A 23,040-nucleotide genomic window follows, 5' to 3' on the forward strand; every position below is an offset into this window, starting at 1 on the left:
AAAATTATTTCACAACTGTTTTCATCTGCGATTTTGCAATCACTTTATCATTGATTTTTGTAATGATTTCAACTAAGGTTACGCCCATCATTTCATTAATAATAGTCGCTTCAGATTTTAATTGATCTCCAACTTTTGGTAAACTTTCAGCTTCAAAAGATTTAATAGCGCCAATGTAACCTGTCGGAGATTCTTTTCCTAAAAGAAAATATTTGTAACCCGTATGAAGAGCCACACTTTGCGCCTGATGCTCAATTAAACCAGAGGCTTGAAACGTATTTTCATTAACAAAAATATTATCTTCTTTAATGACAAATTCGGAAATCAAATGATTTTCCGAATATTCCAAAAGTCCGCTTACCATCACAAAAGGAAACTTTTGCGGAATCAGACTTTCTACAAAATCTTTGGCAGAGTTTGGTAACTTGATTTCCATTAGCAAACCGTCAATAATGCACAAGAATAAGCGAATCTTCCACTTTCCGGAACACAAAGAAGGATTTTTTCTCCTTTTTTCAGTTTCCCAGAGTTCATTAACTGTTCCACAGCGATGAAGATTGATCCAGCGCCGATGTTTCCAACTTCGGAAAGATTATAGAACCATTTTTCCCAAGGGAAATCCAAGCCCACGTTTGCGAATTCTTGCTTCAAACCGTCTTTGAAATAACCGGAAGAAATGTGCGCCAAAACGTGGTCAACAGATTCTGGATCCAACTCGTGTTTGTCAAAAGATGTTCTCAAACTTTCTGCTCCTTTCACAAGGATATATTTGTCTAGGATTTTGGTGTCTTGTTTCAAAGCGAAAATCGACTGTTTTAACCATTCATCAGAAGGATAATCTGCCCATGATTTCAGACTTCCGTCTTCCTGTTTTTCACAACCAGAATACATACAAGCTTCGATCTCGTGTGCGTAAGAATAGAAATCAATCCATTCGATTCTAAGTGAAGTTTCGTTTTCTCTCGGTTTGTTTTCCAATAAGAATGCGCCAGCGCCATCAGAGAGCATCCATCTTAGGAAATCTCTTTTGAAAGCGATGATGGGTTTTTCTTCCAAAAGCTTCAGGTTTTCTGCTTCGTGATCAAATTTATCCGCTGTCATCCAAGAAGAAAATCTTTCGGACCCTACACAAACTGCATTGTCCTTCACACCAGCTTTTACGGAAAGAAAACCATAGTTCAAAGCGTTCATCCCAGAGTTACAAAGTCCCATAGAAGTGTTGATTTCTACAGATTTGTTAATTCCTAATTCGCCGTGAACCATTGAGGCATGAGAAGGTTGGATTTGGTCTGCGGAAGTTGTTCCACAAGACAGCAGTTCCATATCTTCTTTTTTGAAATTCTCATCAAATAGCCCATTAATTGCATTAGCTGTTATCTGAGCATTGGTGTGAGTTGGTTGTCCGTTTTTGTCAAGAGCGTAATATCTGGTTTTGATTTGATTATTTCTCAAAATCAATGCTCTTGCTTTGGAAGGTGTGTTGTTTACCAAACCAAGATAGGTTTCCATATCATCATTGGAGATCGGTTCGTTTGGTAAATATGTAGAAGATTTGGTGATATAAACGTTACTCATTTTTATTTTAAATTAATTCCTTGTAAATATTCTCTTTGTTTTTTTCTTTTAAACCACAATATTGGCGTCATAAGGATATGCGGAACCAAAACTATAGGCGATATAATCCAGATCGCTGCCATCAAATATACCTTAAAGAATTTTATCAGCAAAGGACGTTTTTCTTTTTTCTTGATAATCAGATTGGACCATACGGTGAAAATTTTGTTCCCGACTTTCTCTACTCTTACCAAAAAGGGTCTTATTTCTACCGCTCCGTTTTTTACCAGATCGGGCTGAAGATCTTTAAAGTTATTTTCGCGGAAATGCCCTTCAATAATCTTACCATACTTGACGGAACCAGCAATTTCTTCATCAGAAATTCCTGCTGCGGGTAAAATTCCAGATTTTTCTTTTTGTCCAGTGGTTAGCCAACGCAGAATGGTGAGAACACTTGTGTAGTTGTCGTGCCTGTCAACCAAGGCGATATTTCCAACCAATTGAGCTTTCAAATCACGTAAATAGACTTTCAGTTTTTCCTGAGAAAGCATCCACATATTTCTGGTTCCAGAAATGGTAACGATTGGTGTATCTTTCAAAATGTTTTCCGCATAACCGCTTTTCAGAAACGAAATAATCGGAATAGAAGGTGTCAAATACCAAACCTGATATCCGAAAAGAATGAGATCAAATTTTTGATTCAGAACTTCTGCTGGAGGTGGTAGTATTTCATTTGGGATTTGAAGGTAAGATTCTGGAAATGTGTTAAAAAAAACATCACTTGACCACGGAAAAGGAAAATCCTGTTTTAGCTGGATGTTGTAATAAGTGACGCTGTATTCGTCTTTTTTATCTTCGTAAGGTTGGGCTATATTTTTCACAATATCTTTCAGTTGCCCGGTTTGTGAATAATATATGACAAGAATTTTTTTAGGCATTAAAAAAATGGTTTTATACAAAACTATGATTTTTAGCCCTTATTCTAATTCTTTTTGTAAACTTTTATACTACTTGAGTCAAATATTAAAGAATAATTATCATTCATAAACAACAATTCTTTTGTTTTTAATAATATAACAGTTTCTGGAGTAACAGTAATTTCTGAAAGATTAAAGTTGTCATCAGAAATCAATAAAACGTCTAGGTTTTTTTTAATTTCAGAAAATTCGTTGATATAATGGATTTTTCTTCTTTTGACAAGATAATTTTGTTTAGCAATTTGTCTTTTTTCTTCGTTTTCAATCAGGCAGAAAATTTTTCTGCCAGCTTGTTGAAGTGTCAACAAAACATCTTTTTGCCCAAAATCATCTGCTATATGCATGATTGTTGCATCTTTTGCGATGTGATTGTTTAGTTCGAAATAAATTGAATTGTTTTCATTAAAATCTTTCTTGATTTCTTTTACCACTTCATTCTCTTTGTAAAGGAAACTTAAGAGTAATTTTTTTCTGAAATAATTTTCGTCCTCAATTTCAGTTCTCAGTTTTGCAAATTCAGTTCGGAAATAAGCATTAATGTTTTTTGCTCTTTCTTTATAAGTGGTTCCAAATTTCAAATCATCTTTGCTGATTCTATCGCCAACTTTCACAATGATAGTACCATCATAAATAATAAAATCACCTTTGGGCAAAACCTCAGAATTCCCGTGAATATAAAGCGGTAATATATCCAAACCAAATTCCTCAGCCAAATAAAATGCTCCTTTGTGAAAACGTTTGATATTATTGTCGTAAGATCTTTCGGCTTCCGGAAAAACAACCAATGAGTAGCCTTGGTCGATTTTTTCTTTCAATTTTTCCATCCCGTTTTCGATGCCTTGAGAAACTGGGAAGAATCCCAGAGCTCTTACCAGTTTTCCAAAAACAGGAGAATTCCAAACCCAATCGTTCACCAAATAAACAATCTTGTGTGTTGCCATTGCAATTGCCAAAGTGTCGAGAAAAGATGTGTGATTGGCAATGATAATGGCTGGTTTGCTAAAATCTTCCTTCGGATTTGAAATGATTCTTTTCTTAACAAATGGATTTCCGTAAAGTACAGATTTCATAAACTTGGCCAGAACCAATTTGATGAAGTCCAAAGTTTTTCCTTTTGCATTTTTTACAAAAACGCTTCCAAATGCGGAGAATATCAACCCGCCCAAACCATAATAAATAAACAGAATTACAGAATGTAAAAAAAGTCTCAAAGTAATTGGAGAAAGTCCTTTTTTTTGTCGATTGATAATTAAAAATCTAAACCAGAACGGATATAAAGTAGAAGTAATCACAATCACGGAAAACATCCCAATTAATGCGACCAAAGCCAAAGAGTGTAAAGCCGGATGTTTGGCGAAAATCAAAGAACCAATGGAAAGAATAGTTGTGAAAACTGCCAAGATGATGGAGGTTCTGTAAGTCGGAAGTTCATTTTTACCCGTCGTATGTTCTTTTTGCATCGCTTGCGTGAGGAAAATACTAAAATCATCTCCAACTCCGAAAACCAAAGTACAGACAACGGTGGAGAAAATATTTAATTCTAAACCTAAAAAGTAGAGAATTCCCGCCGTTACAACTCCCGTTAAAACAATCGGAAACATTGTGAGCAGAGACAATTCAAAATTTCTGAAGAAAACGATAATTGTTAAGACAATTGCTAAAAGAGAATAATTAATCAACGTGTTGAAATCGTTTTTCAACAAGCCTAAAAAATTCTCATTCATCTGTTGACGGTCGATTGCCAAAGCTTCGTGATTTTTTTCAACGTCTTTGATGAATGCGTCTCGCTTCTTTTCATCCACTTTCACGACATTCGAAACGGTGTAAAAACCATTATCGTTGCTTAGGAATTCTGAAATTTGAAGCGCTTTTACTTTTTCGTAATCTTTTAAGCTTAATGTAGAATAAGGTTTATTTAAATTTTCATTGAATTGGTCAAAAGCAGAAGCATTAAAGCCAAATTTATTTCCATTTTGAACCAACTCAGAAATGGTCTGGTTTTTCTTGTTTTGATTCCAGAATTGATTCCATTTTTCAACCTTTTTTTGTTGGTCTTCTTTTGATAAAACAACATTTCCGAGTGAATTGTAGCTCAGGATTTTTCCTTCCTGTTTTTCTTTTTCTAAAAACTGATTGAGTTTAGAATTTCTCGCCAAAGCTTCACTTTCCGAGTTTCCGTAAGAAATAGTGTAAATCGATTTGGAAGTAATGTCAGACAATTTCTCAAGTTTAGCCTCACTGATTTTCAAATCTTTCGGAATGTAATTCAAATCACCAATATCTTCATTAAAACCAACTTTATTAAAACCAAAAAGACAAGCGAAGATAATCACCGAACAAATGATAATCAAAGGTTTGCTCTTTTCGTAAGGATATGACCCAATTTTATCGATGAAATTGTTGTTGACTTCTTTCTGTTTTTTCTTCGGATTGTATAATTGAGGAACAATAATCAACGCAGAAATAGAGGATAAAATAACTGTGATTGCCGCAAAAAGACCCAAGTCTTTCAAAGCTTCCGAGCGTACAAAAACCAAACATAAAAACGAAACTGCCGTTGTCACGCTACTCAAGATAATCGGTTGAGTGATTTCTTTGTAAAGCTCTTCAATATTGTTGTTGTGTTTGTAATGCGTCAAAATATGAAGCGCATAATCAATCGTAATTCCAATGAGAATTGCTCCAACGCTGAGGGAAATTGCCGAGATTTTGTCCTTAATAAAATACAAAGCCAACAACGCCAGAAATACTGAAAAAACGGTCGGCAGAAAAACAATCAGCGGTGTGAAAATATTTCTGAAATAATAAATCAAAATCAGCAAAAGAAGCGACATCGAAATAATCACGGTATTCTGAATGTCTTTTTTGATTTGCTGGGCATTGGCAACGGCAATCACCGGCGAACCGAAATAGCTGATTTCCGTTTTTCCTTTGAATTGCGTGTTGAGATTATCTTTTATTTCATTGAGCTGATTGACGAAAATTTCGTTGTTTTTGGTATCGTTGCTTTTATTTTTTGGTTCGATGAAAAGCAGGAGATTTTTCCCGTCTTTGGTAATAATGTAGCTGTCTTCCAGCTTGAAATCTTTGCTGATATTAAGAGCATTCAGTTTTTTGATTCCGAGGAAAGTAATTCCAAGCGGATCTTTTTTAATGAATTCTTTTGTGACCAAACTTGTAGGCGAAACCAAAGAAACATAATTGCTTTCCACTTGTTTTGCAATACTGTCTTTATTGAGTTTTCTCTCGATTTCTTTGTAATCATTTTCATCCAGAAACAAAGGCAGATTCTGATTCACAAAATCAAAAGTCTCGGAAATTTCGTTGTCATTTACTTTTCCCTGAACCGAACCGATGTATTGTTTTAACGGTTTGATTTTATTTAAAAAAGTATCTGCGGTTTCTGAGAGCTGGAAGTTGTCGTCTTTCGATTTATTTTCAATGATGACGATAATTTTGTCTGAAAAGTTTAATTGTTTCAGAACTTTCGCGGTCAAATCCGATTTGTCGTTTTTCGGAATAATCTGGTTGATGTCTTCCTCAAAATTAATTTTCGAAGCAAAAAAACCGCAAATGACAAGTATTCCCAAACCTGTAGCAATGGAAATCAATCGGTTTTTTGAAATTAAATAATATAAATAAATGAAAAAGCGATGCATTTTGAAAATTATCCTGCACTATTTCGCAGTCTTTTGGAGTTTTATAGTTTTTGGTTTGTTTAACTTGTTCATTTTCAGTGTTTAAAAACTGATGTTTTTTCAAAGTTGAGTCTGCGAATTTAATAAAAAAAGTTAATATTTTGTTAAAGGAATAATTAAGAAATCAATAATATATATAAGGTATTGACAATAGAAATTATTTCTAAAATGGTTAGTAATAAAAAAACTCCTACTTTTGCAAAAATTTTTCTAAATGCCAAAAAATTTAGTCATCGTCGAGTCTCCGGCAAAAGCAAAAACAATTCAGAAATATTTAGGGTCAGATTTCGAGGTTAAGTCCAGCTTCGGACACATCCGTGATCTGCCTAAAAAAGGGATGGGAATCGATCTTTCGAATTTCACACCTGAGTATGAAGTTTCTGCTGATAAAAAGAAGTTGGTTGCAGAACTGAAAGCTTCTGTTAAGAAAGCCGATTTGGTTTGGCTGGCTTCCGATGAGGACCGCGAGGGAGAAGCGATTGCTTGGCATTTGGCTGAAGAGCTTAAACTTAAACCTGAAAATAGAAAAAGAATCGTTTTCCACGAGATTACGAAAAATGCTATTCTAAAAGCGATTGAAAATCCTAGAGATATCGATCAGAACTTAGTTAACGCTCAACAGGCAAGACGAGTTTTGGATAGAATCGTAGGTTTCGAGATGTCGCCGGTTCTTTGGAAAAAAGTGAAAACAGGTCTTTCTGCAGGACGTGTTCAGTCTGTGGCAGTAAGATTAGTTGTTGAAAGAGAAAAAGAAATTCGTGAGTTTGTTCCGAAACCAAGTTTCAAACTAGAAGGAATCTTTTTGAACAATTCTCAACAAGAGATTTTAGCAAAACTGAAAAAAGATTTTGATAAAGAATCTGATGCAGAGAATTTCCTTAATCTAGCAAAAACAACAGACTTCAAAGTTCTGAATGTTGAAACCAAACCGGGATCTCGTACAGCTTCTGCTCCGTTCACCACTTCAACTTTGCAACAGGAAGCTTCTTCCAGATTGGGTTATGGTGTGACGACAACGATGCGTTTGGCGCAAAGACTTTATGAAGAAGGATTCATCACGTATATGAGAACCGATTCCGTGAATCTTTCTCAGGAAGCAATCAATGGTGCAAAAGCGCAGATTATTTCAGAATATGGTGAAAATTATTCTAAGCCAAGAAATTATACTACCAAATCATCTTCCGCTCAGGAAGCGCACGAAGCAATCCGTCCGACAGATTTTTCTGTGAAGTCCATCGGTGATGTTCAGTTGAATAAATTATATCAATTGATTTACAGAAGAACCTTGGCTTCTCAAATGGAAAATGCGAAAATCGAAAAAACGGTTATCGAGATTGGGAATGCAAAATTGCCACAACATTTTGAAGCGCAAGGAGAAGTTATTGTTTTCGATGGTTTCCTAAAAGCTTACGGAATCGTGAAAACTGAAGATGACGATGATGAAAACAACGAAAAATTGTTACCAAAAGTTTCAGTTGGTGAAGCTCTTGACTATAAAAAAATTACAGCTACAGAGAAATTCACGAGACCATCTGCAAGATTTACAGAAGCTGGCTTGGTTAAAAAATTGGAAGAGTTAGGAATTGGTCGTCCATCCACTTATGCGCCGACGATCCAAACGATTCAGAATCGTGAATATGTAGATAAAAGAGAAATCGAACCTCAAAAAAGAGAGGTTGTAAAAATGACACTCGGAAAAACGGGTGTAAAAAAAGAAATTCTTGAAGAGAAATTCGGTGGAGATAAAAATAAGTTTGTTCCGACCGATATCGGTGAAGTTGTTAACGATTTCTTGATTAATAACTTTGCTGAGATTCTTGATTATGGTTTCACTGCAAGAGTAGAGGAAGGTTTTGACCACATTGCCAACGGTGACCAGAAGTGGAAGGAAATGATGACGGATTTCTACTCCAAATTCCATCCAAGAATTGAAGATGTTGAGGAGAATGCAGACCGTGCGAATGGCGAAAGAATCCTGGGCGTAGATCCGAAAACAGGTAAAAATGTTCACGCCAGAATCGGAAGGTTTGGACCGATGATTCAGATTGGAGAGCAGGATGATGAGGAGAAACCGACATTTGCATCATTGATGGCGAATCAGAATATTGCAACCATTACTTTGGAAGAAGCTTTGGAGTTGTTCAAACTGCCTTTTGATCTTAAAGAAGTAGATGGCCAGCCTGTTTCTGTAGGTGTAGGTAGATTTGGACCTTATGTAAAATGGGGCGAGACTTACATCAGTATTCCGAAAGGGGAAGATCCATTGTCTGTAGATCAAAACCGTGCAGAGGAAATCATCAATGAAAAGAAATTAGCCGACGCACCAATCGCTAATTATAAAGGAGAACCTGTAACTAAAGGAACAGGAAGATTTGGACCTTTTATCAAGTACAAAAGTATCTTCATCAACGTTCCGAAACGTTACAATTTTGATAACCTTTCCCAGAACGATATTAACGAGTTGGTAGAAGCCAAACTGGAGAAAGAAGCCAACCGATACATCCAGCAATGGGAAGCAGAAAAAATCTCTATCGAGAATGCAAGATGGGGACCTATTGTAAAACACGGCAAGAGCATCTACAAAATCCCGAAAAAGAAAGATGATTCTAAATACGAGGCAGACGAGCTGAAAGATGTTTCTCTGGATGAGGTGAAACAATGGATCACCGCACAAGACCCGAAAGCCTTTGCTGAGAAAAAGAAACCAGCCGCTAAGAAAGCAACTACTGCTAAAAAGCCTGTTGCGAAAAAAGCACCGGCAAAGAAAAAGTAATTAGACTTTTATAAAATAAAAAGCACAGATTTTTGGTCTGTGCTTTTTTTGTTTGTTGTCAAATTGGATAGTGCGGATTTGTAATCCGTGCTTTGAATGTTAGTCACGGATTGCAAATCCGCGACATCGGGTTATTTTTTCTTTTTAGGTCTTTTATATTTCCAAAATTCATCATGTCTTAAAGCTCCCATTAATATTCCTATTTTACCAATTAGTATTCCCTCTTCCTCATAATCGATTTGATCATCATTTGCAAATTGTGATTCAGGTCTCGCAACAAGTATAAAACCACCATTTGTCAGTTCCGAAGGTCTAGAATAGAAATCAATATGTCCATAATAGTAAGCATCAGATAATAAAACTGTAACGTCTCTTTTTCCATTTTTACGTTTTAATTTAAAAATATAATGCTCAGAATTAGAAATATCTTCTATGCTTTCAACATCTTGATGATTTTCTATGGCTGTATGAAAAAAATCCAGAATTGAATAATGTAAATCTTTACTCATTTATATTAATTTTAAAAAATTGTTAATAGACATGAATTTTTTAAATTCTATTATTTCATTATCAGTAAAAGAAGTAATATGTAACTTAAGATTAAATTTATTTAAGAAATCTTTTTTGATATCAATCTGAGAAATTGCAAATGTTTTGATTTCTTGTTTATCGATTTTTATAAGAATAACAATATCAACATCGTTGATTTGTTCAGAAATAAGTATTGACCCAATAAGATATAAGTGTAAATGGTAATTTAATTGCAAATATTTTTCCTGTAACCATTCTTGCATTGTATCAATTAGTAATTTATTTACTTTCATTAAAAATTATTTTTTCAATTTCAGTAGGGAATTGATATTGAGTATAATCAAAATCAGCATCCTCACAATGTTTTTCAAATGCATAAATATGCGCCTTTAATTTTTCAAAAATATTTTCAAATTCAGAAGGTATATAATGAAGATTTGATTCTATTAATTTATAAATAACTGAATTATTTGGTACTAATTTTTCTCGCCTAATTTTGTACCAAAGAGTTAAATCTGTTCTTAATGGTTCTGTTACAGTAGCTCCGGAGTTTGGACCAAATTTCTTAAATAATTCTTTGTTTTCAAGAAATAGAGGTGTTAGTTCATTTAGTAAATTATCAAAAGATTGAATGTCTGGATTTTTTGGTACATCTAGTTTATCTCTAAACTGCGATTCTAAAAGTTCGTTTATTGCTAACATTTTAGTTAGTTCATTTAATGCATTAATTTTCACATATAGGCTTGTCAAATCTATTATATCGTCATTCTGACTAAATACAAATTTACTTTCAAGAATTTTATCGAACGATTCTTGAGAATATTTTTCTTGTCTATCAGTTAAAATAAGTATTAATATCTTATCAAAATTTTCGTAATGATTATATTTTACAAAACTTTGCAATGTTTCTTTAACTTTTTTAATATTTGAAGTAGCTGTTACTTGGATTGCAATACGTTGTTTTTTATCACGTAAATCCATTGTATTATATGTCTTCCCTTCGCTATAATTTGTATTTTCAAAATTTGCATCAAAAACAATATTTAGAATTTTTATTAGCACATTTTCAGCATGTATGTTAATACTGAACTCACCATTGGCATTAAGTATTTTTAATTGTTCTTTGAAGCGTGAGAGATATTTGCTAATAGATTGTAGAACCTCGAATTGTTTCATTTCTGATTAGTTTTTCAATGTTAGAATTTAATATTTAAAAGGCAATTGCAATGTTTTTGTGTTTATATTCATAATTAATCAAATATACCCACAATTCCCAATCCACCAAAAAACCTTTCACCAATCATTTTATATCCAAAAAAATGTCTTTTTTAAGGATAATCCTCTGATTTCTCTCGTTATCGTCTGATTTTACACAAAAAACGTCTGTTTTCAGATGACAATCGTCTGAATTCAAACGAAAACGACTCTTTTCAGACAATGAACGTCCAAAAAGAGTCGTTGATGAGGTTTTTTAGAAGTGATTACTCTGTTTTAGGAGGAAATCTTCTTGATTTTTGTACAAATCGCTGTTTCAGATCATCATAGATAGGACCTGCTGTTGCAATTCCTCTGTCTGCGGCTTCTTTGGTAGTGCCGTAATAGAATAAGGCAGCCGCAAGTGCCTCGCTTCCTGCTAACATCATAGTATCCGAGATGTCGGATGCCAGTTGTGTAGCCATATTACCAATAGGGCTAAGTCCTGTTACCAATGCTTCGCCTTTTAAAAATTCTTCCTTGTCCATATAAGAAGGTGCGAATTCTGGATTAGTTTCTACATAATCCTTGATTTTTGTACAGTAGCTACAGTCTTATCACCCATTTTAAAAAGAGATTTTCTTTCATCGACAGTTAATCCCTGCAAATAGGGGGCAAGCAGAGTGCTGCATTCTTGTAATTTTTCTTGGACACTGGCGGTTACTGTAGCGGGAATCGCTACACTGATTTGATTTTTTGTACTCATCGTTTGTATTTTTTTTGTTAAACAATCAAATGTAATAAACTAAAATGTGTTATTGGTTTACAAAGGTTAATTTTGTTTTGAAAGTGGTGATATTTATTTAAAAATACATTGATGAATTGGGGCGGTTATGTTTTTATTTAATCCTAAGTCAATAACAGACACTTCGACTCGGCTCAGTGTGACAACTGTAATACTAAACGATTAAGGAATGTCAGGCTGAGCGGAGTCGAAGCCTTTTGTAAAAACTTGGATAATCACAAAAAATTAATGAGCAGTCTGAAGTTTTATTAATATTTTTGCCCTTAAAACCAAGAAAACACATTTCCTGATGGGAGAAAAATTACAATGGACAGATCTTAAAAACTTTCCTTGGATGGTCTTTTTTGTAGCGATCGTCATTTGGATAGCTATTGCAGGCGCTAATTTTTATTATCAAAACAATGGCGGTTACACAGGAACAGGCGTTCTGTTTCCGATTTCTGTCATCTATCCCAATCAGTTTTTGTGGAGCGGATTTGTTTTCGCATTTCTATTTTTGATTTCGGGGATTTTAGCTTTCAGATATGCTGCAAAACTGAATATTTATCTCTTGTTTTTAATCGCAATAATTCTTGTTATTTTAGGGAATTTAAGTCAGGGTGACTTTGATATTGCTTTTCTGCAACCCTTTTATCTGAAAGGAAGGCAGTATTATGCCGATGCCATCAATATTACCGACGGACAAGTTTGGTTAAGGGATTTTTCTAAGAATCTGGAACAGTTTCAGATGCACACCAAGACGCATCCGCCGTTTGTAACGCTTCTGCATTTTTGGATTCTGAATATTTCAAATATCGAGACCTTGGCAATTGTCTTTTTCGCAATTGGATGTTTATCCTTTCCATTATTTTATCAGATTTTGGTTTATCTCGGCTTCGAAGAGACAAGAAGAAAATGGCTATTGGTTTTATTTGCTGTGATTCCATCCGTTAATATTTATCTTTTGGTCTCCATTGATGCCTTGGTTCTGACATCAACTTTGATTTTTCTGTTAGGATTGGCGAGGATATTTCATCAAAACAAAATTGATATTGTTTCATTTCTGTTGATTTGTTTTGGATTAATTTTAACCAACTTGATTACATTCTCAGGATTATTTCTATTTGCATTTTTAGCTTGTTTCAGTTTCTATTTTTTAATCCGTGGGAAATGGAATTTTGTTTGGTTAACTCTGATGAGCACTGTTGTGTTTGCTTTGGCTTTTCTGGTAATTTATGCAACGACAGGTTATAATCAATTAGAAACATTTCTACTAGCCTCACAATCAGAAAATCCAGATGGTTTTAGACTTGTTCATCAGCCATTTGTTTATCTAATGACAAGGTTAGAAGACGTTGGAGAAATTTTTCTGTTCTTGTCTTTTGGATTTTTAGCCCTCTTATTTTCTAAGAAACCAGGAACCGAAGTTTTTGAAAACCGAAATGTCAATATTCTGTTTTTCTCCGCAATTTCTGCAATTTCCGCAATGCTTTTGACTGGTGCTTACGGAACTGGGGAAACGGCTAGGGCATGTTTGTTTTTGGTTCCTTACTTCATGATTTTATTGAAAGATATTAATTCTAATCAGTTCAAAATTTTATTTTATCTCTGCCTTATTCAGACATTTGGGATGCAGATGATTGGGAATTTTTATTGGTGATTTTATAAATAAACAATTATTTTTGTAGTGAAAGTGCCAATGCACCACAATCTATGAATTTTCTACACCCGGTTTTTACAATACTTTTTGTATTTCTCATTATTTATAGCTTTATAGAAGTTAACGGGAATGATGAGCGCGGTCCTAAAGCAATACTTTTTGCAGTAGGCGCTTATATGATTATCATTGTTGGGCTTCGTAATTTTGTAGGAGCAGATTATCCTATTTATCGGGGGATGTATGCGGAGTTTTTTCCAACGATAGATTACTCGCAACTTCTAGATAAAATGCTTTTCCGGAAAACCGATCTGGATATAGAATGGATGTACGTCTTTCTGAATAAAATGGTTTATTCCACAGGTTTGCCTTTCCAGATTTTTACTTTGGTGAGTGCAATTATCACCATCTCTCTCAAGCTATTTAGTTATTACAAGAACTCTGCTTTTCCTGTCTTTTCGATTTTACTCTTTATGATTCCGGCGTATTTTATTGCCGATAGCGGACATATGAGACAAGCTCTGGGGATGGTTTTTTGTCTGATATCTTTCAAATTTATCAAAGAAAGAAAAGTCTGGTGGTACTTGCTTTGTCTGTATATAGCCTTCGGGTTTCATAAATCTAGTGTGGTTTTCTTGCCAGCTTATTGGTTGGCGGTGATTCCTATGAACTCTACCAAGATATTCTACGCCATCATAGCTTGTGTTATTTTATCGCCATTCCAAGTATATAACTTGTTTTCTGGTTTTTTGAATAGTCTGAATGTCCAAGACGTATCTAATGGTTTCAACGGATATATCAACTTCGAAGCCAAGTCGTCTAGCTTTATGGATGGTCTAATGCTGGTTTATGCCTATATGCTGATAGCCTTCGATAAATCTGCTTGCGAAAAAGTCTATTACTATGAGTATATGCGCAATATCATGGTTTTTGGAGTATGCTTATACTTTATTATGAGAGATAATCCGGTGTTTTCTACAAGACTAGTAGGTGGTTATATGAGCTTTGCACCTTTGGTTATTCCAAATATTATTTATTCTATGAACAGCAATGCTACCAAAAGAATGTTGCATTTGTTTTTTGTGGTTTTTATGATATTTTATTACTTTGTCTTTGTAAGATATCAAGGTGTGGCAGGGAGATTTACACCAGAAACTTATCAAAATTTCCTTTGGAATAATTAATTCTATTGATGAAAAAAAACGTAACACTTTTAATAGTATTTCTAATTCTTGGATTGTTGATTTTCTACAATATCCAAGTGGTTGTAGATTTCGCGGGACAATATATTTATCCTTTGGATGATGCTTACATTCACCTTTCTATGGCGAAGAATTTTGCGGAATTTCAAACTTGGGGAATCACACAGTATGAATTTTCTTCCACCACATCTTCTCCGCTATTCACATTTTTGTTAGCGATTTTGATTAAGGTTTTTGGAAACTGGGAATACATTCCTTTGATTGCTAATAGTGTTGCAGGAATTGGATTAATATTAATTTTTCATCGCTATCTCAAACAATTTTCCCAATCAACTTATATCATCATACTATCATCTGTCGTTTTATTAATGCCTTTGCATCTGATGATTATGACAGGAATGGAGCACGTTTTCCATACATTGGCGATGATTTTGGTTTTGCTCGCATTTCAAAAATATCTTGAAGATAAAGCCCCAAGAAATTTCTCGAATCTCGCTTTGTTTTCAATTATCGCAGTAGGTTTTCGATATGAAAGTTTGTTTTTTATCTTCTTTATTTGTGTTTATCTTTTCTTTGCTAAGAAAGATTATGTTATCAGCATTGCTTTAGGACTTTTTGCAATCACTCCTGTTTTAGTTTATGGATGGATTTCTATTGAACACGGCTCATTTTTCCTTCCAAATTCTTTAATTCTAAAAGGAAATACCAATGACGGAATTGTCGGATTCTTGACAAGAGTGGCGGGAAATGCTTATCGTGGGATTTCTGTTTTGATATTGATTTTAATTTTATTGATTCAGATTTTCAAAAATTCTCGAACGCTCAAGCCCTCAAACTCTCAAACACTCCAACTTCCCAAAAACGCTGTTCCGTTTGTAGTGTTCTGTGGATTTGTGGTTCATCTGTTGTTTGCCAATTTTGGTTGGTTGATTAGATATGAATCTTATTTGGTTGTCGTGATTTTGTTTGCGATTATTCCTTTCGTTGATGAGGTTTTTCAGAAAGATGCTACTAACAAAATTCTAAAATTCGGAACCGTTTTCCTTTTATTGATTACACTTTATATGAGATTTGGAACAACATTGAAACAACAGAAAATTGCTTCCAAAAATATCTTTGACCAGCAGATTCAGTTGGCGGATTTTCTTCATCAATATTACAGAAACGCGAGAGTTGTTGCCAATGATATCGGTGCAATTACCTATTTTAATAACATTCATCTTTTGGATACTTACGGTTTGGGAAGTATCGAAGTGGCAAAATTGAGGAAGGACGATCACGGGAAGTTTCTGGACAATAAAAAACTTCAGGATTATGTTGCTGAAACTGCAAAAAATGAAATGTTTGATGTGGCTTTGGTTTTTGATGAATGGGTAAAAATGCCAGATTATTTTACCAAAGTTGGAACGCTGACGATTCAGAATAATTACATATGTGGAGGAACTACGGTTTCTTTTTATGCTGTGCAGAAAGAAAATACGCTTAGACTTAAGAATCAACTGATTCAATTTTCTAAGGAAACGCCAAAAGATGTTATTGTAAAAATTGTAAAATAAATTGATACGCAGAGTCGCAAGATTTTAATAATATTATAGAAATAAAGTCGCAAAGTTTAATAAAAACGGAAGTTGATTTTTGCGATTTAGAGCTTGGTTAAAAATCAGTTAAAACCACATAGTCACATAGAAAACCTCACTTTCAAGAGGAAAAATAGGAGTACAATATTTACTATTTTTTTTTATTTTCAATAAAACTATGTGTCTATGTGGTTGTGAAAGATATAACTTTGAAAAGGCTCTTAGAAAAATTAAGAATAGTAAGACTTTCCGCCTTTGCGATAAAAAAATAGATTATGGAATTCGAAGACTTTATCATTGCACCCAAAAAAATCCGAACCGAGAAATGGCAAATCGGAGATAAAATCATTAATGAAATCAAAGAAGACAGCATTGTTCTGCTTTTTGTTTCAGATTACAGAGGCGCCGACGGAGATGCAGAAAGTCAAGATTTTACAAGAATCAGAAAAGAGTTTTATAAATTGTCTCAACTCGATTTTGAGATTCCTATTGTGGATTTAGGAGATTTGGTTTCTGGAAGAACACCACAAGATTCGCATTATATTTTGCAGGAAGTTCTCTCAGCTTGTCATTATAAAGGAGCGATTCCCGTGATTGTTGGCGGAAGCAATGATTTTGCTTTTTCATTGTTTTCTGCGCTTAATTTTCATCAGCAGGACATCAATTATACTCAAATCAGCAATGTTGTTTCGTTGAAACAGGAAGAAGAAATCCACGAATCGAATTTCCTGAGCAAAATATTAGGTTCCAAAAATTTCTCCATCAAAAATTACCATCATCTTGGCTATCAGAAACATTTGAACGAAATGGATTCTGTGAAACTCATCAAAGAAGTTCAGTTTGATATTATCAGATTGGCAGAAATGATGAATTCTACCGAAAAAACCGAACCGTATTTCCGAAAAGCAGATTTGGTAACCATTAATTGTGATGCAGTTGAAAGTTTTGCCGAAGCTTTTTCTATGAATCCACAAGTGAATGGATTGAATAGAAGAGAAATTTGCGCTTATATGAAAGAAATCGGTTTGAGTGAAAAACTGAAATCTGTTGGGATTTTCAATTACAATATCTATTCTGATTCTCAGCTCAATCATCAGCTTTTGGCGCAGATGATTTGGTATTTGATAGAAGGAATTAATATTCAAAAATCGCATCCGAAAGAGAAATCTTACGAGACTTTTTATGTTTTGATTAATGATTCTCAATATGCTTTTAAGAGAGAAGTTTTCAGCAATCTTTGGTATTTTGGAGAGGATGAGAATATTGATAATTGTATCCCTTGTTCTCGCTCTGATTTTGATGAAGCGAAGCGAGGTTTTCTAAGTCCTAGATTTACAAGAAATTAATAAAAACCACATAGACACATAACAAATAATATTTTAAAAAGTAAAAATAGGCTTATCAAAATCTATTTGTCCTTAAGTTTTTCAAAAAACTATGTGCCTATGTTGTTAAAAATTCAAAATAGAAATGACTCCAATTTCTGACATTAAAGTTTCAATCATTGTTCCTGTTTATAATGTTGAGTTATATCTGGAAAAATGCTTGTTGTCATTAGTCAATCAAACGCTACAAGACATCGAAATCCTTGTTGTGAATGACGGAAGTAAAGACCAATCTCAACAGATTATTGAAAAGTTTCAACAGGAATATCCAAACAAAATTTTTGGTTTCATCAAAGAAAATGGAGGTCTGAGCGATGCCAGAAATTTCGGAATTGATAGAGCAAAAGGTCAATATCTCGGTTTCGTTGACAGCGACGACTATGTTTCCGCAACGATGTTTGAAGAGATGTACAATCTGGCTGAAAAACACAATGCTCAAATGGCGATTTGTAATCTTCAAAAAGTTGATGAAAATGGAAAAGTGACTCAGAAACTGACTCAGCTTCCCAATTTTCCCGAGAAAATTATACTCGAAAACAATCTTTCGGTTTTTTCTGATATTTCTTATTTCGCTTGTAATAAATTATTTAAGAAAGAATTATTTCAAAATAAAAGATTCAAAAAAGGAATTCATTTTGAAGATATTGAACTGATTCCGCAGTTGTTGCTTGAGTGCGAAACCTTAGCATTTACAGCTAATTATCATTATCAATATCTGGAAAGGCAGGATTCTATTAGTAAAACTCATACAACAAAAGGTCTTGATATTTTGAACGCTGTGAAAACTGTAAGTGAAAAATTTAACCAAAGCAGATTTTCAAATCAAAAAAAAGCTTTGAAGGATTTTCAAATTTTGGAAGGTGTTTATACCTTTTTGGCCTATCTGGCATTTGTAAAAGAAGAGACTGATTTTTACAATATGTCGAAAAAAATGGATAACTTTATTGAAACTAACGGTCTAAAGACTAAAGATATATTCCAATATAAGCGGTTTGGTAAGAATTATCTATTATCTTTGTCTACAAGAAAAAAAATTTATTACATCCTAAGTTTGTTAAGATTTAGGAAGATTGTCAGGATATTGACATGAAAAAATAACAATATAAGCTAAAAACACAGAATGAATAATTTCGAAACTTTTATAGAAAGTACCGGAATCTCTTTTTTTTATTTTAAGCTGTTGCTAGGTTTTTTCTTTTCTTTTTTGATAACGTACTTAGCAATACCTACAATTATAAAAATATCCAGAAGAAAAAATCTGATGGATGAGCCTGGAGCTAGAAGTTCACATCTTAGGAAAATTCCAAATCTTGGAGGTATTGCGATATTCTTTTCTTTAGGCGTCTGTGCTCCCATATTTGCATACGAATTATTCGACCGCTATAAGTTTCTGTTTGCCTCATTCATAATCTTGTTTTTTGTTGGCGTAATGGATGATATTATGGTTCTAAGAGCTTATAAAAAGCTTTTGGCTCAGATTCTAGTTTCTTCATTGTTGGTTATAGGTTCTGATGTTCGTATTAGAAATCTTTTTGGATTGTTTGGTGTTTATGAAATTAATTATTATGTGAGTATTTTGTTCAGTATTCTTACATTTATAATTCTTATTAATGCTTTTAATTTAATTGATGGGATTGATGGGCTTGCAGGTAGTTACTCTGTAGTTACAAGTGCATTATTTGGGGTTAGTTTTTTTAGATTGGGTAATCATAATGATCCCCTTGTTATTCTGTGTGCTATTATTATAGCGGCATCTTTAGGTTTTCTAATTTATAACTTGTCTAATAAAAGAAGCTCAAAAATCTTTATGGGAGATACTGGGTCTATGATTTTAGGATTTTTACTAGCTTTTACAGGGATTTCATTTATAGAAATTTTTATTGCAAAAAGAGATGACGTTTTTTATCATTTGCAATCTGCTCCTGTTATAGCAGTTGCAATCTTGATTTTACCAATTATTGATACACTTACTGTTATTATAACAAGGATTTATCATAAAAAGTCGATTTTATCTCCAGATAAAAATCATATCCATCATAAATTACTTAACCTTGGGCTAACCCATAAACGTTCAACGGCTTATATCATAGCTTACTTTTTATTAATTGTCACTGTGGCTTATTTTCTAAGGCATTTTGATATTAATCAATTATTAGTTTTTATTATGATTTTAGGTTTTTTAGGGGCTTATTTGCCAATATTGTTACGGAAATTCAAAAAAGATTAAAATTGTTATATTGTTGAAAAAAACATTCATGAAGAATCGATATTTATTTAATATATTTTTATTACTCATTCTATTGGGTTTGTCATCTTGTGTTACAAAGAAAGATATTCGTTATCTACAACCTAGTGAGAGTCTTACTATTAATGAAGAGGGATTGGTTCCTTATAATGTTCCAGAATATAGAGTTACAAAAGGTGATATCCTAACCCTTAATGTTGTTACAACTCCTAAAGGGGATGCCGCTCAATTTTATTCTTCTCTTAATACTTCGTCATTAGGTGGTGGAGCAACTACTCAACAAAACGTAATGGGTGGAGCTCAAGCAGGGGGAGCTCAGGGAGGAAATGGAACAGGAGGTAATGCTACATTTTATTTTAATGGTTTGAAGGTGGATTCTAATGGAGATGTTAATATTTTTGGAATTGGATATGTCAAGGCAGAGGGACGTACCGTGGAGGATATGACCAAAGAGATACAAATGCGTGTTAACGAGAATTTTTTACAAGGAAAGTCCGAAGTTAGACTTAACTTGGACGGAATTAGATATTATATATTAGGAGATATGGAAACGATTGGTGTGACAGGTGAAAAAACAGCTTATGTTACCCAGCTCAACATTATGCAAGCTCTTGCGATGAACGGTGGATTAAACCGTACAGTAGATAGAAAAAGTGTTACCATTCATAGAAAATATCCGGAAGGTATCAAGACTGCAAAATTGGATCTTACACGAGAAGATGCTATGAACTCACCTTACTATTGGTTACAAAATGGAGATATTATCTATCTGAATACTAATGGTAAGAGCATCAATGGATTTGGAAAAGAGCCGGTTCAGACTTTAACAACAGGTGTATCTCTTATTACAACAGCTTTGTCTATTTATTTATTAATTAATAATTTATAATGATTCCTGATAAAAACGGAAAAAGTACGCAAGACACGGCTCAAGTTGCTGAAAAAATGGGTTCATTCAATTTGTTTGATCCGCTTCATTTTGTGCAAAGAGTTCTTCGTAACTGGTATTGGTTTGTGATTTTGGGCTTTTTAGGGTATTGCATTTCATATGTCTATAGCAAGTACTATGCCCAAAGGATATATTCTTCTAGTCTTTCATTAAGTATATCCAATAACACAGCGAGCTATTTTACGCCCAATCAATCCATTAATTTTATTTGGGGTCAAGGCGGAAACCAAGATGGTATCTATCTGAAAAAAATATTACTATCTAGAAGTCATAATGAATATCTAGTAAAAAAGCTAAATCTTAATACGAATTATACTACCAAAGGTCTTATAAAAACAACCTATCTTGACGAGGAAGATAGTCCAGTTTTTCTTGAAATAGATGAGGACCATTTACAGCAAGTTAATTTCCCAATCAATATTATTCCTAAGGGAAAAGATCGTTATGAAATTACCTTGCCGGAAGAAGGTTTATCGAGAAATCTTTACAATTATAAGACAGAGTCAATAGAAACAGTTGCTTCTTATTCCAGACCAAATCCAAAAGTTATAAAAGTTAATGAATGGTATGAAACGCCTAATCTGAAATTTAAATTAGTACCTAATCCAACACCTAGTAATTTGGGGTTGGAAAACATAATGGTGACTTTGATACCTGTGAATCAGGCTGTGAATAGTATTATAGGAACTCTTTCTGTAGATTTTGACAAGGAATTGACCTCTATTATGGTTATTAGTAAATCTGGATATAATCTTAATGGAACAGTTAATTTTCTAAATAGCTCTGTACAAGAATTGATAAAAAAAAGATTGCTAGATCAAAATACGGTTGATCAAAATACCGTAGAATATCTTAGTGAGAATCTTACCACCATCAGAAAAAAACTAGACTCTAGTGGTGTTGTACTCAATAACCTGAAAATCAATAATCGCCTATTCGATATGGCTAATATCGATTCTAAAACCTTACAAAAGCTCACAGATTTAGAAACTCAGAAGGCAGAATTGACAATAAAAATTAATTCGTTAAATGAAATTAGAAATTCTGTTGGAACCAATAATATTGAGAAAATTATTAGTTTAAATTTAGCGGGAATAGAGGATGGAACTTTTAATGCTTCTGTATCAGAATTAAAACAATTGTACGCAAAACGTAGAGAATTGGCACAAGTATATACGCCTAATTCCGAACCAATGCGCGAAATAAACCGATTGATAAACGAGGCTAAATATACTTCGCAAGACGGATTGAAAAAATATTTTCAGGGTTATTACGATAGATTAACTGATTTGAATACTAACATTGCCAAAATTGATGAAGAGCTGATTACCCTTCCAGAGAAGCAACGTTTGTTCTTGGATGCCCAGAGAGGATATGACATTATAGAAAGTACCTACAATACACTCTTGTCTGAACAAGCAAAATCCCAGATGAGAGTAGCAACCAATCAAAGTAATCTGAATGTTATAGACAAAGCAAAAAATCTTGGTCAGGGACCAATTGCTCCAGACGTTAATGCGACTAAAATTCAAATTATAGGAGGTCTCTTGTTTATTCCACTTTTGTTTTTAGTATTAGGGGAGTTATTAGATAACAAAATAAGGAATCTTAAAGAGTTGCTGTCCGCAACTAGGATACCTCTCCTTGGTGTTATTGGACATAATAATAACGACAATAACCTGACGGTGTTGGAAGAGCCAAAGTCTTCGATATCAGAAGCTTTTAGGGCGGTTAGGGCTAACTTACGGTTTTTATTTGATGAGGAGCAAAAAAGTAAAGTTATCCTTATAACATCATCCATTAGTGGAGAAGGAAAAACTTATGTTTCCATTAATATAGCTTCAGTTTTAGGTCTTAGTGGGAAAAAAGCCGTTCTGCTAGGGATGGATCTTAGAAAACCGAAAATTTTTGGAGATTTTAAAATTAATAATAAAAATGGAATTTCTAATTATCTTACAGGACAAGTAGAATTAGAGGATATCATTAATCATACTAGTATCCCGGGGTTGGATGTTATTACTTCCGGGCCAATTCCTCCTAATCCATCAGAGTTATTGATGAGTGATCATAATATGAAATTCATAGATAGGTTAAAAGACATCTATGAGTATGTTATTATTGATTCGCCTCCGGTGGGATTGGTAGCGGATTCATTTGAACTAATTAAAAAAGCTGATACAACAATTTATGTCGTTCGTCACGAATATACGGAGAAGCATATGCTGAGAATGATTAGTGAGAAATATTTTAATAAGGAAATTTCAAACTTAGGTTTGGTTTATAATGATTTTTTTGTGAAGCAAGGTTATGGCTACGGCTATGGTTTTGGATACGGCTACGGTTATGGTTACGGCTATGGCTATGGTTACGGCTATTTTGACGAGGACAAAAACTATAAAGAACCCACAATTATTAAAATTAGAAACAAGTTGAAAATGTTTTTTAACAGAAATTAAAAGCGGTTACAAAGGTGTTTTATTGGTTTTTTGTAGAATATTTTGCGGATATGTTCGT

General features: G+C 33.7%; 18 protein-coding genes. 9 read left to right on the top strand and 9 right to left on the bottom strand.

The features are described from left to right. Positions 1-4: 4 nt before the first annotated feature. From RTY06_RS04680 to RTY06_RS04695, 4 genes are read right to left on the bottom strand one after another with little or no spacing between them, the layout of a single operon-like run. Complete coding sequence (locus RTY06_RS04680) at positions 5-436, bottom strand: hypothetical protein (RefSeq protein ID WP_312823179.1); 432 nt, start codon at positions 434-436, stop codon at positions 5-7. Next, positions 436-1,575, bottom strand: a complete 1,140-nt coding sequence (locus RTY06_RS04685; protein ID WP_312823181.1) for a beta-ketoacyl-ACP synthase III — start codon at positions 1,573-1,575, stop codon at positions 436-438. Before RTY06_RS04685 ends, RTY06_RS04680 begins: the two co-directional genes overlap by 1 nt. A gap of 2 nt (positions 1,576-1,577) precedes the next feature. After that, the gene (locus tag RTY06_RS04690) at positions 1,578-2,492 is read right to left on the bottom strand and encodes a dialkylrecorsinol condensing enzyme DarA (RefSeq protein WP_312823183.1); all 915 of its coding nucleotides are present in this window, start codon (positions 2,490-2,492) and stop codon (positions 1,578-1,580) included. A 44-nt stretch (positions 2,493-2,536) separates the two neighbouring features. Then, positions 2,537-6,142: an MMPL family transporter gene (locus tag RTY06_RS04695; RefSeq protein ID WP_312823184.1), complete on the bottom strand. Its 3,606-nt coding sequence runs from the start codon at positions 6,140-6,142 to the stop codon at positions 2,537-2,539. A 301-nt stretch (positions 6,143-6,443) separates the two neighbouring features. On the opposite strand from RTY06_RS04695, the gene topA reads away from it, so the two are divergent. Next, on the top strand, positions 6,444-9,002 hold the full coding sequence (gene topA, locus RTY06_RS04700; protein WP_312823185.1) for a type I DNA topoisomerase: 2,559 nt from the start codon (positions 6,444-6,446) through the stop codon (positions 9,000-9,002). Between the two features lie 131 nt (positions 9,003-9,133). Here the strand turns inward: topA and RTY06_RS04705 are convergent, their stop codons facing one another. The 5 genes from RTY06_RS04705 to RTY06_RS04725 all read right to left on the bottom strand — a co-directional run bounded on the left by RTY06_RS04705 (position 9,134) and on the right by RTY06_RS04725 (position 11,493). Next, complete coding sequence (locus RTY06_RS04705; protein ID WP_312823186.1) at positions 9,134-9,511, bottom strand: hypothetical protein; 378 nt, start codon at positions 9,509-9,511, stop codon at positions 9,134-9,136. Continuing rightward, a complete protein-coding gene (locus RTY06_RS04710; RefSeq protein WP_312823187.1) occupies positions 9,512-9,826 on the bottom strand; it encodes a hypothetical protein in 315 nt (104 codons plus the stop codon). Beyond that, complete coding sequence (locus tag RTY06_RS04715) at positions 9,813-10,709, bottom strand: SMEK domain-containing protein (protein WP_312823189.1); 897 nt, start codon at positions 10,707-10,709, stop codon at positions 9,813-9,815. The genes RTY06_RS04710 and RTY06_RS04715 overlap by 14 nt, the downstream gene beginning before the upstream one ends. 305 nt (positions 10,710-11,014) lie before the next feature. Then, positions 11,015-11,242 carry a hypothetical protein gene (locus RTY06_RS04720; RefSeq protein ID WP_312823190.1) on the bottom strand — a complete coding sequence of 76 codons (228 nt, stop codon included), beginning with the start codon at positions 11,240-11,242 and terminating at the stop codon, positions 11,015-11,017. A gap of 62 nt (positions 11,243-11,304) precedes the next feature. Beyond that, positions 11,305-11,493: a hypothetical protein gene (locus tag RTY06_RS04725; protein WP_312823192.1), complete on the bottom strand. Its 189-nt coding sequence runs from the start codon at positions 11,491-11,493 to the stop codon at positions 11,305-11,307. Positions 11,494-11,821: 328 nt separating this feature from the next. Between RTY06_RS04725 and RTY06_RS04730 the strand changes: the two genes are divergently transcribed. The 8 genes from RTY06_RS04730 (at position 11,822) to RTY06_RS04765 (ending at position 22,982) form a co-directional block, all read left to right on the top strand. After that, entirely contained in the window at positions 11,822-13,171 is a 1,350-nt protein-coding gene (locus tag RTY06_RS04730; protein WP_312823194.1) for a hypothetical protein, read from the top strand. Positions 13,172-13,224: 53 nt separating this feature from the next. Beyond that, the gene (locus RTY06_RS04735) at positions 13,225-14,352 is read left to right on the top strand and encodes an EpsG family protein (RefSeq protein ID WP_312823195.1); all 1,128 of its coding nucleotides are present in this window, start codon (positions 13,225-13,227) and stop codon (positions 14,350-14,352) included. 8 nt (positions 14,353-14,360) lie between these two features. Beyond that, positions 14,361-15,926 (top strand): hypothetical protein, encoded by a 1,566-nt coding sequence (locus RTY06_RS04740; protein ID WP_312823197.1) that lies wholly within the window; start codon positions 14,361-14,363, stop codon positions 15,924-15,926. 296 nt (positions 15,927-16,222) lie between these two features. Then, a complete protein-coding gene (locus tag RTY06_RS04745; protein WP_312823198.1) occupies positions 16,223-17,293 on the top strand; it encodes a formimidoylglutamase in 1,071 nt (356 codons plus the stop codon). A gap of 124 nt (positions 17,294-17,417) precedes the next feature. Then, positions 17,418-18,422, top strand: coding sequence for a glycosyltransferase family 2 protein (locus RTY06_RS04750; RefSeq protein ID WP_312823199.1), 1,005 nt, complete (start codon positions 17,418-17,420; stop codon positions 18,420-18,422). A 30-nt stretch (positions 18,423-18,452) separates the two neighbouring features. Next, entirely contained in the window at positions 18,453-19,559 is a 1,107-nt protein-coding gene (locus RTY06_RS04755) for an MraY family glycosyltransferase (protein ID WP_312823201.1), read from the top strand. Between the two features lie 28 nt (positions 19,560-19,587). Then, complete coding sequence (locus RTY06_RS04760) at positions 19,588-20,466, top strand: polysaccharide biosynthesis/export family protein (protein ID WP_312823203.1); 879 nt, start codon at positions 19,588-19,590, stop codon at positions 20,464-20,466. Continuing rightward, on the top strand, positions 20,466-22,982 hold the full coding sequence (locus RTY06_RS04765; RefSeq protein ID WP_312823205.1) for a polysaccharide biosynthesis tyrosine autokinase: 2,517 nt from the start codon (positions 20,466-20,468) through the stop codon (positions 22,980-22,982). The genes RTY06_RS04760 and RTY06_RS04765 overlap by 1 nt, the downstream gene beginning before the upstream one ends. Positions 22,983-23,040: the final 58 nt, after the last annotated feature.

Source organism: Epilithonimonas sp. (genome assembly GCF_032055105.1).
Classification (GTDB): Bacteria; Bacteroidota; Bacteroidia; order Flavobacteriales; family Weeksellaceae; genus Epilithonimonas.